The organism is Duganella sp. GW821-FHT07F09 (genome assembly GCF_059418705.1).
In genome coordinates this window covers 222,708-235,349 of sequence record NZ_JBWKQJ010000001.1, presented here as the reverse complement: position 1 = coordinate 235,349, position 12,642 = coordinate 222,708, and the positions used below count along the sequence as shown (strand labels likewise).

Annotated in this window: 14 protein-coding genes and 1 tRNA gene; all 15 read left to right on the top strand. The window is 63.0% G+C overall.

All coding sequences use genetic code 11. The features are described 5' to 3' along the window. The first annotated feature begins 62 nt into the window (after positions 1-62). Positions 63-1,442 (top strand): ABC transporter substrate-binding protein, encoded by a 1,380-nt coding sequence (locus AC07P1_RS01120; RefSeq protein ID WP_494694107.1) that lies wholly within the window; start codon positions 63-65, stop codon positions 1,440-1,442. After that, positions 1,417-2,127, top strand: a complete 711-nt coding sequence (locus AC07P1_RS01115; protein ID WP_494694785.1) for a response regulator — start codon at positions 1,417-1,419, stop codon at positions 2,125-2,127. Before AC07P1_RS01120 ends, AC07P1_RS01115 begins: the two co-directional genes overlap by 26 nt. Then, a complete protein-coding gene (locus AC07P1_RS01110) occupies positions 2,120-3,583 on the top strand; it encodes an ATP-binding protein (protein ID WP_494694106.1) in 1,464 nt (487 codons plus the stop codon). Before AC07P1_RS01115 ends, AC07P1_RS01110 begins: the two co-directional genes overlap by 8 nt. Before the next feature lie 201 nt (positions 3,584-3,784). Next, positions 3,785-4,552, top strand: a complete 768-nt coding sequence (locus AC07P1_RS01105) for a GIN domain-containing protein (protein WP_494694105.1) — start codon at positions 3,785-3,787, stop codon at positions 4,550-4,552. A 31-nt stretch (positions 4,553-4,583) separates the two neighbouring features. Beyond that, complete coding sequence (locus AC07P1_RS01100; protein WP_494694104.1) at positions 4,584-5,192, top strand: tetratricopeptide repeat protein; 609 nt, start codon at positions 4,584-4,586, stop codon at positions 5,190-5,192. Between the two features lie 71 nt (positions 5,193-5,263). Further along, a complete protein-coding gene (locus AC07P1_RS01095; protein ID WP_494694103.1) occupies positions 5,264-6,244 on the top strand; it encodes an NAD(P)H-quinone oxidoreductase in 981 nt (326 codons plus the stop codon). 108 nt (positions 6,245-6,352) lie between these two features. After that, positions 6,353-7,108: a triose-phosphate isomerase gene (gene tpiA, locus AC07P1_RS01090; RefSeq protein WP_494694102.1), complete on the top strand. Its 756-nt coding sequence runs from the start codon at positions 6,353-6,355 to the stop codon at positions 7,106-7,108. Between the two features lie 139 nt (positions 7,109-7,247). Beyond that, positions 7,248-7,664 (top strand): preprotein translocase subunit SecG, encoded by a 417-nt coding sequence (gene secG / locus AC07P1_RS01085; protein WP_363504202.1) that lies wholly within the window; start codon positions 7,248-7,250, stop codon positions 7,662-7,664. 216 nt (positions 7,665-7,880) lie between these two features. After that, positions 7,881-7,965, top strand: a tRNA-Leu gene (locus AC07P1_RS01080). A 175-nt stretch (positions 7,966-8,140) separates the two neighbouring features. Further along, positions 8,141-8,500, top strand: a complete 360-nt coding sequence (locus AC07P1_RS01075) for an NADH-quinone oxidoreductase subunit A (protein WP_090314448.1) — start codon at positions 8,141-8,143, stop codon at positions 8,498-8,500. Positions 8,501-8,503: 3 nt separating this feature from the next. Further along, positions 8,504-8,980 (top strand): NuoB/complex I 20 kDa subunit family protein, encoded by a 477-nt coding sequence (locus AC07P1_RS01070; protein ID WP_008450353.1) that lies wholly within the window; start codon positions 8,504-8,506, stop codon positions 8,978-8,980. Between the two features lie 18 nt (positions 8,981-8,998). Beyond that, positions 8,999-9,589 (top strand): NADH-quinone oxidoreductase subunit C, encoded by a 591-nt coding sequence (locus AC07P1_RS01065; protein WP_090314447.1) that lies wholly within the window; start codon positions 8,999-9,001, stop codon positions 9,587-9,589. A 3-nt stretch (positions 9,590-9,592) separates the two neighbouring features. Beyond that, on the top strand, positions 9,593-10,846 hold the full coding sequence (locus AC07P1_RS01060) for an NADH-quinone oxidoreductase subunit D (RefSeq protein WP_315214675.1): 1,254 nt from the start codon (positions 9,593-9,595) through the stop codon (positions 10,844-10,846). An 11-nt stretch (positions 10,847-10,857) separates the two neighbouring features. Next, entirely contained in the window at positions 10,858-11,349 is a 492-nt protein-coding gene (gene nuoE, locus AC07P1_RS01055) for an NADH-quinone oxidoreductase subunit NuoE (RefSeq protein WP_363504195.1), read from the top strand. Then, entirely contained in the window at positions 11,346-12,641 is a 1,296-nt protein-coding gene (gene nuoF, locus AC07P1_RS01050; protein ID WP_008450345.1) for an NADH-quinone oxidoreductase subunit NuoF, read from the top strand. Before nuoE ends, nuoF begins: the two co-directional genes overlap by 4 nt. The last annotated feature ends 1 nt before the right edge of the window (position 12,642 follow it).

Below are 12,642 nucleotides of genomic sequence, written 5' to 3'. Positions count from 1 at the left end.
CGGCGGTCATCTCCGCTATAATCATCCCACTGTTTTCTCAGGGATGATGAGTGATAGCGTCGATGGAAAAAGTACTCCCGCCCCGGTTAGGCCGGTTACGATTTCGTTCGAGCGCGCGCCGGGCACCCGCCATCCGCGCACTCACGTTCGTCCTGTTTGTAACCGCTGCCGGCGCCAGCAGCAGCGGCGCACCGGCGCCGCCGCCATCGGCGCAAGCCCCGGCCAACACCTTGCAAGTGCTGCACTGGTGGACCTCCTCCAGCGAGCGCAAGGCGGCGGACTTGCTGGCCGCGCGCATGGCGGACGAAGGACTGGCGTGGAAGGACGCCGCCATTCCCGGCGGTGCCGGCATCGGCGCCGGCAAGGTGCTCAAGGGACGCGTGCTGGCCGGCGACGCGCCGCAGGTCACGCAGATCATCGGCGCCTCGGTCGCCGAATGGGCCGAGCTGGGACTGCTGCTCGACATCGACAGCGTCGCCAGCGCCGGCGACTGGAACGGCTTCTTGTTCCCGACCGTCCAAAAGCTGATCCAGCACCGCGGCCACGTGGTGGCGGCGCCGGTCGGCATCCACCGCGTCAACACGTTGTACTACAACCGCGCGCTGTTCGCCCGGCTCAAACTCACGCCGCCACGCACCTGGGCGGAATTCGAGGCGACCGCCCGCAAGCTCAGGGCAGCCGGCGTGGCGCCGCTGGCGCAGAGCAGCGAGTCGTGGCAGGTGGCCGCGCTGTTCGAGAACCTGGTGCTGGCCGAGAGCGGGCCGGAGTTCTACCGCGAGTTGCTGGTCAAGCGCAGCCCCGCCGCCGCCGCCGACCGCCGCACCGCCGAGGCGCTGGAGCGGCTGCGCATCGTCAAGGGCTGGATCGGTCGCGAGATGGAGGAGCGGACCTGGCCCGAGGTGGTGCGCCAGTTCGCGCGCGGCGAGGCGGGCATGATGATCATGGGCGACTGGGCCAAGCCGGAGCTGGCCGAACGCGGCATGGCGCTGGACGAGGACTACGGCTGCGCCGCCGCGCCGGGAACGGCCCGCTATCACCTGTACAGCGTCGATACGCTGACGATGTTCGCCGGCGCCAACCGCCACAGACCGGCGCAGGAGAAGATGGCGCGGGTGCTTGTGTCGCCGTCGGTGCAGGCCGATTTCAATGCGCTCAAGGGCGCCGTGCCGGTGCGGCGCGACGCCGACCCGGCACGCATGGACAGCTGCGCGCGCGCCTCGTGGACCATCTTCGCCCAGGGCGCGGCGGTGCAGGCTCCTAGCCTGGTGCACCGCATGGCCTCCGACGAGGCCAGCCGCGACGCCATCATCGCCGAGGTTCACCGCTATTTTCTCGATGACAGGGCCACGCCGGCGGAGGCGCAGCGCCGTCTCGGGGCGCTGTTCCGATTATTCAACATCAAAAGCCAAGGAGCACCTGGTGCGCAAGATACTGATCGTTGACGATGACCAAAAAACCCGCGAGCTGCTCAAGACCTACCTGGAGAAGAACCAGTACGAGGTGATTTTGTCGCACAACGGCGAGAGCTTCCTGGCCGAGCTGCACGCGCACGCCGACGCGCTGTCGCTGGTGATCCTCGACGTCATGCTGCCGGACACCGACGGCTTCGCGTTGTGCAAGCAGGTGCGCCAGCGCTCCAACGTCGCCATCATCATGCTGACCGCCAGCTCCGACGAAACGGACCGCATCGTCGGCCTGGAGCTGGGCGCCGACGACTACATCGCCAAGCCATACAGTCCGCGCGAGCTGCTGGCGCGCATCAAGGCCATCCTGCGGCGCAGCGCGGCCGAGCCGCCGTCGGCGCGCTACTATCGCTTTGTCGGCTTCACTTTGGACCTGAAGGAGCGCAAGGTGGTCGATCGTGATGGCAATCCGGTGGTGTTGACCGGTCTCGATTTCCAGCTGCTCAAATACTTCGCCGAGCATCCGGGCGTGATCCTCGACCGAGGCGTGTTGTGCGAGGAGACGCGCGGGCGCGACGCCGGCCCGCTGGACCGCTCGCTCGACGTCCAGATCAGCCGCCTGCGGCTGCGGCTCAACGACGACGGCAAGCAACCGGCCCTGATCAAGACGGTGCGCGGGGCCGGCTACGTGTTCTCGGCCGACGTCAGCGTTTCGCATGCGTAGGCGCCTGCCAGTTTTGCTGCACGGGTTTTTGCCGCAATCGCTGCTGGGGCGGCTGACCCTGGTGATGGTGGCGGGGCTGCTGGTGACCCAGCTCACCGCCAGCATCATATGGGCCACCCAGCTGCGCGCCAAGTCCCAGGTGGAGGCGCAATCGGCGTCGCAGTACGTGGCGCACAGCGCGTCCGGCGCGATCCGGTTTTTCCGCAGCCTGCCGGCCAACTACCGCCTGCTGCTGATCCAGCAACTGCGCGAGATGGGGGGCACCCGCTTTTTCGTCAACCTCAATCGGGCCTACGTGCCGGTTACGCAGATCGCCGAGCATCCGTTGGCGCGCAGCGTCATCGACACCGTCGGCGCGACGCTCAAAAGCGATCTGCCGCATTCCCCCGGCTTCCACCTGGCGTTCGCGTGGCCGGATCAACTGGTGGTGTCGGACAACGACGTCCACCTCAGCGACCTGCCGGACGCCTGGGTGCAGCACATCCTGCTGCTGCAGCCCGACCCCGCGCCCATCCTGGTGATACAAACGGAGATCGAACCTGGCAACTGGCTGTACATGGCGGCGCTGATGCCCAACCCGTACTTCTTGAGCAGTAACGATCCGCTGGCGTGGGACCGGCTCGCGCTGCAAGGGCTGTCGCTGGCGGCGGTGCTGCTGCTGTGCCTTTTGGTGGTGCGCTGGATCACCCGTCCGCTGGCGGCGCTGTCGGAAGCCGCCGCCGCTTTCGGCAACGGCCAGGACGACCGCGCGCCGCCGCTGCCGGAGACGGGCAGCCGGGAATTCATCAACACCGCGCGCGCCTTCAGCGCCATGCGCGAGCGCATCCAGCGCTACATCGAGGACCGCGACCGGCTGTTCATCTCCATCTCGCACGACCTGCGCACGCCGATCACGCGCCTCAAGCTGCGCTCCGAGCTGCTCGACGACGAAGCCTTGCGCAACGAGTTCGAAGAGGACCTCGATGAACTGGACATGATGGTCAAGGGCGCGCTGCAATGCGTGAAGGACAGCGATATCCACGAAAATCCGGCCGAGGTCAAACTGGACGCCTTGCTGGGGCGCCTGGTGCGCAGCGCGCGGCTGGCCGGGCACGAAGTGGGCTATCGCGACAGCGGCCTGTCGGTGCGGGCCAAGCCGCTGGCGCTCAAGCGGGCCATCGGCAACCTGCTCGACAACGCGCTGTTCTACGGCGACCGCGCCGAAATCGACGTGCGCGCCGAGCCGGGCGCGGTCGCGATCACCGTGCGCGACCACGGCCCGGGCGTGCCGGAGGAAGCCTTCGCCAGCCTGTTCGAGCCCTATGTGCGGCTGGAACACGGCCGCGAGCAGAACGACGGCGGCATGGGCCTGGGCCTGGGCATCGCGCGCAGCATCATCGAAGCGCATGGCGGCGAGCTGATACTGGAAAACCATCCGGAAGGCGGCCTGAACGCGACCATCCGCTTGCCGGCCTGAACAACTCCAGGTTCCCACCGTCGCCTATCCGCGTTTTTCGACGTCCGGTCGCCGTTTTGTGCAGTTCATCGCAATCCGCGCCGCCGTTACGCCGACGATTGATATAGTGACCACATCTATCATGGGTGGTTGGCGGCCGTCGCCATTGTTGCTATATTGGCCACTATCAGCTTGTTAAGAAAATATCAGAGGATTGAGATGATGACGAAGCTTTTCCAGTTTGGCCTCCTGTTTGCCGCGTTGTGTACGCTGTTCGCCCGCGCCAGCGCCGCCGAGGAAAGCGAAACGCGCGTGGTGACGATCGACGCGCGCGTCGTGCGCGTCAAGCTCGACGGAGTGATCGACGTCAAAATGCGGCAGGGCGATACGCCGTCGCTGCGCATCATCGGAGACAAGCGCGACATGGATAAGCTGAACGCGGCGCAAACCGGCGACACCTTGTACCTCGATACCGACAACGGCCGTGGCGTCAAAGTAGGGCGATCCAGCGCGCGCGCCGAGCTGACGCTGCCGAATCTGCGCCAGGTGATCTGCGAGGGCGTCGGCACGACCGACATCAGCGGCTTCAGCGGAGACGAGCTGGAGTTGACTATGGACGGCGCCGGCAACATGAAGGCGGTGATCGACTACAAGGTTCTCAAGGCCAATCTGGGTGGCGTCGGCAAGATGCACTTGCTGGTCGGTGAAAACGAGAGTGTCGAGCTCGACTTGCGTGGCGCCGGCTACATCACTCTCGGCGGGCGAAGTAAGTTGCTCAAGGCCACACTCGGAGGGTTGGGCGGGCTCAACGCGCAGCAATTCCAGGCGGAATCGGTCAACGTCGACCTCAGCGGCCTGGGCAACGCCACCGTCCACGCCAAGTCCAATGCGACATTGAACCTGAGCGGCCTCGGATCGGTCATTGTCTATGGCAAGCCCCTGAACCGCAACGTCACCGTTGACGGCTTGGGCAAGGTAAGTTGGAAATAAAACCAAATAAACGTACCCACTTATACGCGACATGAAAAAATTCATACTAGCGATAGGTCTCGCACTTGCTCTGCAACAGAGTGCGATGGCTGGATTCGCCGAAGGCGCCACCGCCTACAACAACAAAAACTACGCGGTGGCTTTAAAAGAGATCACCCCCCTGGCCAAGGCCGGCAACGCGGACGCCCAGCACCTGTTGGGTCTGATGTATTACATGGGCCGTGGCGTCAAGCAGGACTACAAGCAGGCGCTCAGCTGGCACCGCAAGGCGGCGTTGCAGGGCAAGGCCGACGCGCAATACGTGGTCGGCGCCATGTACTACACGGGCAACGCGGTGATCCAGGATCACAAGCAGGCGGTCGGCTGGTTCCGCAAGGCCGCCGAGCAGGGGCATCCGGACGCGCAACAGGTCATGGGGTTGATGTACCGTTACCAGATGGCCGGCATGCCGCAGGACAACGTCATCGCCTACATGTTATGGAACCTGGCGGCGGCCAAGGGCTCGGTCAACGCCGCCGAGCAGCGGTCGGCCGTGGTCAAGCACATGACGCAGGAGCAGCTCGAGGAAGGGCAAGCGTTGTCGGCCGCGTGGAAGCCGAACACGCCGCTGCCGACCAAATCGCGCACCGGCGGCGGATAGTTGTCAAAACACCGGGGAAAACAACGGATTATCTTCTCGCGTACAATCGCCGTTTTGTCCGGAGATGCTTCATGCGCGCGATTGAAATCACCCAGCCCGGCCCGGCCGATGTGCTGAAACTGTGCGAACGTCCGATGCCCGTCGTGAAGGCCGGCGAGGTGCTGATCAAGGTGCATGCCGCCGGCGTCAACCGTCCGGACGTGTTCCAGCGCATGGGCAATTACGCGCCGCCGCCGGGCGCCTCCGACCTGCCGGGCCTGGAAGTGGCCGGCGAGATCGTCGACGGCGACCTCGATTACACCACCCTCGACATCGGCGACCAGGTCTGCGCGCTGGTGCAGGGCGGCGGCTATGCGGAATACGTCGTGGCGCCCGTGGCCCAGTGCCTGCCCATCCCCAAGGGCTGGAGCATGCTGGAGGCCGCGTCGATCCCGGAGAACTATTTCACCGTGTGGAGCAACGTGTTCGACCGCGCCCACCTGAGCGCCGGCGAGACCTTGCTGGTGCAGGGCGGCACCTCCGGCATCGGCGTGGCGGCGATCCAGCTGGCGTCTGCCATGGGCCACCGCGTGTTCGCCACCGCCGGCAGCGACGACAAGACCGCCGCCTGCGTCAAGCTGGGCGCCGAACGCGGCATCAATTACAAGACCGAGGATTTCGTCGAGGTCGTCAAATCGCTGACCAACGACCGTGGCGTCGATGTGATCCTGGATATGGTCGGCGGCGATTACGTGCCGCGCGAGATCGCCGCGCTGGCCGACGATGGCCGCATCGCGCTGATCGCCACCCTGGGCGGCGGCAAGGCGACGGTCGACCTGGGCCAGGTGCTGCGCCGGCGCCTGACGATCACCGGCTCGACCCTGCGTCCGCGCTCGGTCGAGTTCAAGGGCGCGATCGCCAAAAATCTGCTGAAAAAGGTGTGGCCGATCATGGCGGCGGGAAAAATCAAGCCGGTGATCCATACGGTGTTCCCGCTGGAGCAGGCCGCCGCCGCCCATGCTCTGATGGAGAGCAGCAGCCATGTCGGCAAGATCATGTTGCAAGTAATTTAACAGCCTGACGTGGTATTTCTGCAATTTTCGCCGGCGCCGCGCCGCCGGCTGGTTTGACCCGCCCCCGGCCCCGCGTTAAAATAGCGGGTTATTGAATTTTAGGCTACTATGCGACGCAAACTCGTCATCGGCAATTGGAAAATGAACGGCAACCGCGCCGCCAACACGGCATTGTTGTCCGGCGTCGTCGCCGGCCTCAAGGACGATGGCGTCCCGCGCGCCGATTGCGCGGTCTGCGTGCCTGCCCCTTACCTGGCCCAGTGCCAGGCCGAGCTGCAAGGCGGCCCGGTCGCCTGGGGCGGACAAGACCTGTCGGTTCACGCCAGCGGCGCCTATACTGGTGAAGTGGCGGCCGGCATGCTGGTCGATTTCGCTTCCACCTACGTGCTGTGCGGCCATTCCGAGCGCCGCGCCTACCACAACGAAAGTAGCGAGCTGGTGGCGCAAAAGGCCCTGGCCGCGCTGGCCGCCGGCCTGACCCCGGTTATTTGCTTCGGCGAGACGCTGGAGCAGCGCGAAGCGGGCACCACCGAGTCGGTAATCTGCGGCCAGCTGCAGGCGGCGCTGGATGTGATCCCGGCAGCCGAGCTGACCAAGGTCGTGCTGGCCTACGAGCCGGTCTGGGCGATCGGCACCGGCAAGACGGCCACGCCGCAGATCGCGCAAGACGCCCACCGCTTCCTGCGCGCGCGCCTGGAACAAAAAAACGCCGAGGCGGCGGCCAAGGTGCAAATCCTGTACGGCGGCAGCATGAAGCCGGAAAACGCGAAAGAATTGATGGCGCAGCCCGATATCGACGGCGGCCTGATTGGCGGCGCCGCATTGAAGGCGGTGGATTTCCTTGGAATCATCCACGCAGTCTGAGCGCGCAGTCCAAGTGTTGTGTAACTGCCGCATTGGTAATCAAGCGGTAATCACGCGATGGTAAAAAAGCCTGTTGGCAGCATATAAACAGGTGTGAAACAAAACGATACAAAACTATTTAATCTTTGAATGGAATAACATGAGCAGCTTCTTCAACCTGGTAGTCATCGTGCAAGTCGTTTCGGCCATCGCCATTATCGGCCTGGTCTTGCTGCAGCACGGCAAAGGCGCCGACATGGGCGCGGCTTTCGGCTCGGGCGCTTCGGGCAGCCTGTTCGGCGCGACCGGTTCGTCGAACTTCATGTCGAAGTCGACCGGCGTTGCCGCCGCGATCTTCTTCAGCGCCACCTTGGCGCTGGCCTACATCTCTGCCCAAGGCCACAGCACGGTCAGCGGCGGCGTGATGGACAAGGCGCTGCCAGCGGCGCCAGCCCCGGCACCGGCCACCGGCGCGGCGGCGATCCCGACCGCTCCAGCCACCGCGCCGGCGGCTCCGGCCGCACCCGCTCCAGCCGCACCGGCGCCGGCGGGTCCTGCAGGATCGATCCCAAAGTAATATAATTACAGTCTGTATGGCGCGGCGCACCATCGGCCGCCCGACATTTGCCAGTTGTTTTGGCAGAAGTTACGGTAGTTTTAGAAGTGCCTCCGGCCGCCCCGTCCGGAAAATCAATCGGGTGACCAAAGAAGTAAAGATTTATCGTTTTTCTCCTTGTTTTGGCGCAATACGCATTAACAACAGCGTGAAAACAAAGTAGAATAGCGGCCTTATGCCGACGTGGTGAAATTGGTAGACACGCTATCTTGAGGGGGTAGTGGCGAAAGCTGTACGAGTTCGAGTCTCGTCGTCGGCACCAGAAATATATAGAGGCCAGCAAGGGAGTAGTGTGTACCTGAGCTGGCTTTTTTACGAGGATGTGTCGTTCGATCCTGGTCTAAGTTGTACGATTGGGGCGAACGTTAAGAGAGCACCGCAGAACACCGCAAGTCCTCGCAGTCCCTAACCGATCGTTCAATTTAAGCTCATCAATCGTGAACCTCGAAAATTATCTCCCCGTTCTGTTGTTTATCCTCGTCGGTCTCGGCGTAGGGATCCTTCCCCAGGTGTTGGGCCATGTACTCGGTCCGAACAAGCCTGACGCGGCAAAACTCTCCCCGTATGAATGCGGCTTCGAAGCGTTCGAAGACGCGCGCATGAAATTCGACGTGCGTTACTACCTCGTCGCTATCCTCTTTATTTTGTTCGATCTGGAAACGGCATTCTTCTTCCCATGGGGCGTCTCCGTGCGCGAACTGGGCTGGAACGGGTTCCTCGTGATGATGAGCTTCATCGCTGAATTCGTCGTCGGTTTTTGGTATATCTGGAAGAAAGGTGCCCTTGATTGGGAATAAGCCATGGCTATTGAAGGCGTATTAAACGAAGGTTTCATCACCACCTCGGCCGACAAGCTGATCAACTGGGCGCGCACGGGTTCGATGTTCCCGATGACGTTCGGTCTGGCTTGCTGCGCGGTCGAAATGATGCACGTGGGCGCTGCCCGTTACGACATGGACCGCTTCGGCGTGGTGTTCCGTCCATCGCCACGTCAGTCCGACGTGATGATCGTGGCCGGCACGCTGTGCAACAAGATGGCGCCGGCGCTGCGCAAGGTCTACGACCAGATGCCGGAGCCGCGCTGGGTCATCTCGATGGGCTCGTGCGCCAACGGCGGCGGCTACTACCACTACTCGTACTCCGTGGTGCGCGGTTGCGACCGCATCGTGCCGGTGGACGTCTACGTGCCGGGCTGTCCGCCAACGGCCGAGGCCCTGCTGTACGGCATCATGCAGCTGCAAAACAAGATCAAGCGCACCAACACGATCGCACGCTAAACGAGGCCGCTTCAGAAGATGACTACACAATTAGAACAACTGCAAACCGCCCTCGGCACCGCCCTGGGCGATCGCGTTAGTATCGCCGTCGCGCTGGGCGAGGTGACCATCACCGTCAAGGCCGCCGACTACTACGGCGTGATGCAAACGCTGCGCGACGACAAGTCGCTCGGCTTCGAACAATTGATCGACCTGGCCGGCGTGGATTACCTCAGCTACGGCGACGGCGCCTGGGACGGCCTGCGTTTCGCGGTCGTCGTGCACCTGCTGTCGATCCAGCACAACTGGCGCGTGCGCGTGCGCGCGTTCTGCGCCGACGACGAAATGCCGCTGCTGCCGTCGCTGGTGCCGCTGTGGCGCGCCGTCAACTGGTACGAGCGCGAAGCGTTCGACATGTTCGGCATCCTGTTCGAAGGCCACAACGACTTGCGCCGCATCCTCACCGACTACGGCTTCATCGGCCATCCGTTCCGCAAGGACTTCCCGGTGTCGGGCTATGTCGAAATGCGCTACGACCCCGAGCAGAAGCGCGTGATCTATCAGCCGGTCACCATCGAGCCGCGTGAAAACGTGCCGCGCGTGATCCGCGAAGAAAATTACGGGAAGTAAAAAATGGCTGAAATTAAGAACTACACCCTGAACTTCGGTCCGCAGCACCCGGCCGCGCACGGCGTTCTGCGCCTGGTGCTGGAGCTGGACGGCGAAGTGATCCAGCGCGCCGACCCGCACATCGGCCTGCTGCACCGTGGTACCGAGAAGCTGGCGGAGCAGAAGACCTACCTGCAGTCGGTGCCGTATATGGACCGTCTGGACTACGTCTCGATGATGTGCAACGAGCACGCCTACGTGATGGCCATCGAGAAGCTGCTGGGCCTGGAAGTGCCGCTGCGTGCGCAATACATCCGCGTTATGTTCGACGAGATCACCCGCATCCTGAATCACCTGATGTGGCTGGGCGCGCACGCGCTCGACGTCGGCGCGATGGGCCCGTTCCTGTACGCCTTCCGCGACCGCGAAGACCTGTTCGACTGCTACGAGGCGGTGTCGGGCGCGCGCATGCACGCGGCCTACTACCGTCCGGGCGGCGTCTACCGCGACCTGCCGGACTCGATGCCGCAGCATAAGCCGTCGATCATCCGTTCGGACAAGGCCATCGCCAACCTGAACGAGAACCGCCAGGGCTCGCTGCTGGACTTCATCGAAGATTTCACCCGCCGTTTCCCGACCTACGTCGACGAATACGAAACGCTGCTGACCGACAACCGTATCTGGAAACAGCGTACCGTCGGCATCGGCGTCGTCGCGCCGGAAGACGCGCTGGCGATGGGCTTCACCGGCGCCATGCTGCGCGGTTCGGGCATCCAGTGGGATCTGCGCAAGCACCAGCCGTACGAAGTGTACGACCTGATGGACTTCGATATTCCTATCGGCACCAACGGCGACTGCTACGACCGCTACCTGGTCCGCGTCGAGGAATTGCGCCAGTCCAACAAGATCATCAAACAATGCGTAGAATGGCTGCGCAACAATCCAGGTCCGGTCATCACCAGCAACCATAAAGTCGCGCCTCCGGGCCGCGTCGACATGAAGACCAACATGGAATCGCTGATTCACCACTTCAAGCTGTTCACCGAGGGCTTCCACGTGCCGCCGGGCGAAGCGTACAGCGCGGTGGAGCATCCGAAGGGCGAGTTCGGCATCTATCTGCTGTCGGACGGCGCCAACAAGCCATACCGTATGAAGCTGCGCGCACCCGATTACGCCCACCTGCAGGCGCTGGACGAAATGGCGCGTGGACACATGATTGCCGACGCCGTGACCATCATCGGTACGCAAGACATCGTGTTCGGCAGTATTGACCGCTAAAAGGTAAAAGTATGTTGTTATCAGAGCAGTGCTTAAAAAAAATCGATCGCGAGTTGGCCAAGTATCCGGCCGACCAGCGCCAGTCGGCCGTGATGGCCTCGCTGGCCCACGCCCAGGTTGAACTGGGCTGGATCTCGCCGGAAACCATGCAGGAACTGGCCGACTACATCCAGATGCCGGCGATCGCCGTGCAGGAAGTGGCCACTTTCTACAATATGTACAACCTGAAGCCGGTCGGCACGCACAAGATCACCGTGTGCACCAACCTGCCGTGCGCGCTGTCGGGCGGGGAGCGCGCCGCGCACCACCTGAAGCAAAAGCTGGGCATCGACTACCGCGACACCACCGCCGACGGCAAGTTCACGTTGATGGAAGGCGAGTGCATGGGCGCCTGCGGCGACGCGCCGGTCATGCTGGTGAATAACCACCGCATGTGTAGCTTCATGTCGAACGACAAAATCGACGGTCTCGTCGAGGAACTAAGCGGGAACAATACGAAATGACGTCACTCCACAATCGTCACATCGACCCTGTCATTCTGGCCGGCCTGGACGGCAAAAACTGGCACCTGGAAGATTACGTCAAGCGCGGTGGCTACAGCGCCCTGCGCAAGATCCTCGAAGAGAAAATCACCCCGGAACAAATCATCGCCGACCTCAAAGCGTCGTCGTTGCGCGGCCGTGGCGGCGCGGGTTTCCCTACCGGCCTGAAGTGGAGCTTCATGCCGCGCCAGTTCCCGGGCCAGAAGTATCTGGTATGTAATTCAGATGAGGGCGAGCCGGGCACTTTCAAGGACCGCGACATCATGCGTTACAACCCGCATGCATTGATCGAGGGCATGGCCATCGGCGCCTACGCCATGGGCATCACGGTCGGCTACAACTACATCCACGGCGAGATTTTCGAGGTCTACACGCAGTTCGAGGACGCGCTGGAAGAGGCGCGCGCCGCCGGCTTCCTGGGTGACAAGATCATGGGCAGTGAGTTCAGCTTCCAGCTGCACGCGCACCACGGCTATGGCGCCTACATCTGCGGCGAGGAAACCGCGCTGCTGGAGTCGCTGGAAGGCAAGAAGGGCCAGCCGCGCTTCAAGCCGCCGTTCCCGGCCTCGTTCGGCCTGTACGGCAAGCCGACCACCATCAACAACACCGAGACCTTCGCCGCCGTCCCGTTCATTCTGAACATGGGCCCGGAAAAGTACCTCGGCATGGGTCGTCCGAACAACGGCGGTTCGAAGATCTTCTCGATCTCGGGCGACGTTGAACTGCCGGGCAACTACGAAGTCCCGCTGGGCACGCCATTCGCCAAACTGCTGGAACTGGCAGGCGGCATGCGCGGCGGCAAAAAGATCAAGGCCGTCATCCCCGGCGGCTCGTCCGCACCGGTGATCCGTGGCGAACTGATGATGAACACCGACCTGGACTACGACTCGATCGCCAAGGCCGGTTCGATGCTCGGTTCGGGCGCCGTCATCGTCATGGACGAGACGCGTTGCATGGTCAAGGCGATGGAACGCCTGGCGTACTTCTACTTTGAAGAGTCGTGCGGCCAGTGCACCCCTTGCCGCGAAGGCACCGGCTGGATGTACCGCATGATCCACCGCATCGAAAACGGCCAGGGCCGTCCGTCGGACCTGGACGTGCTGAACTCGATCTGCGACAACATCCAGGGCCGCACCATTTGCGCGCTGGGCGACGCGGCGGCCATGCCGATGCGCGCGTTCATCAAGCAATTCCGCGAAGAATTTGAATATCACGTCGAGCACAAGCATTGCTTAGTGCCCGCTTACATCTAAG

Bases quoted from the DNA above. Each gene is read 5' to 3' on its own strand.
- nuoE (WP_363504195.1), top strand. From the start codon at position 10,858: ATGTTGTTATCAGAGCAGTGCTTAAAAAAAATCGATCGCGAGTTGGCC.
- AC07P1_RS01060 (WP_315214675.1), top strand. From the start codon at position 9,593: ATGGCTGAAATTAAGAACTACACCCTGAACTTCGGTCCGCAGCACCCG.
- AC07P1_RS01110 (WP_494694106.1), top strand. From the start codon at position 2,120: ATGCGTAGGCGCCTGCCAGTTTTGCTGCACGGGTTTTTGCCGCAATCG.
- AC07P1_RS01100 (WP_494694104.1), top strand. From the start codon at position 4,584: ATGAAAAAATTCATACTAGCGATAGGTCTCGCACTTGCTCTGCAACAG.
- AC07P1_RS01095 (WP_494694103.1), top strand. From the start codon at position 5,264: ATGCGCGCGATTGAAATCACCCAGCCCGGCCCGGCCGATGTGCTGAAA.
- AC07P1_RS01120 (WP_494694107.1), top strand. From the start codon at position 63: ATGGAAAAAGTACTCCCGCCCCGGTTAGGCCGGTTACGATTTCGTTCG.
- AC07P1_RS01105 (WP_494694105.1), top strand. From the start codon at position 3,785: ATGACGAAGCTTTTCCAGTTTGGCCTCCTGTTTGCCGCGTTGTGTACG.
- AC07P1_RS01070 (WP_008450353.1), top strand. From the start codon at position 8,504: ATGGCTATTGAAGGCGTATTAAACGAAGGTTTCATCACCACCTCGGCC.
- tpiA (WP_494694102.1), top strand. From the start codon at position 6,353: ATGCGACGCAAACTCGTCATCGGCAATTGGAAAATGAACGGCAACCGC.
- secG (WP_363504202.1), top strand. From the start codon at position 7,248: ATGAGCAGCTTCTTCAACCTGGTAGTCATCGTGCAAGTCGTTTCGGCC.
- nuoF (WP_008450345.1), top strand. From the start codon at position 11,346: ATGACGTCACTCCACAATCGTCACATCGACCCTGTCATTCTGGCCGGC.
- AC07P1_RS01065 (WP_090314447.1), top strand. From the start codon at position 8,999: ATGACTACACAATTAGAACAACTGCAAACCGCCCTCGGCACCGCCCTG.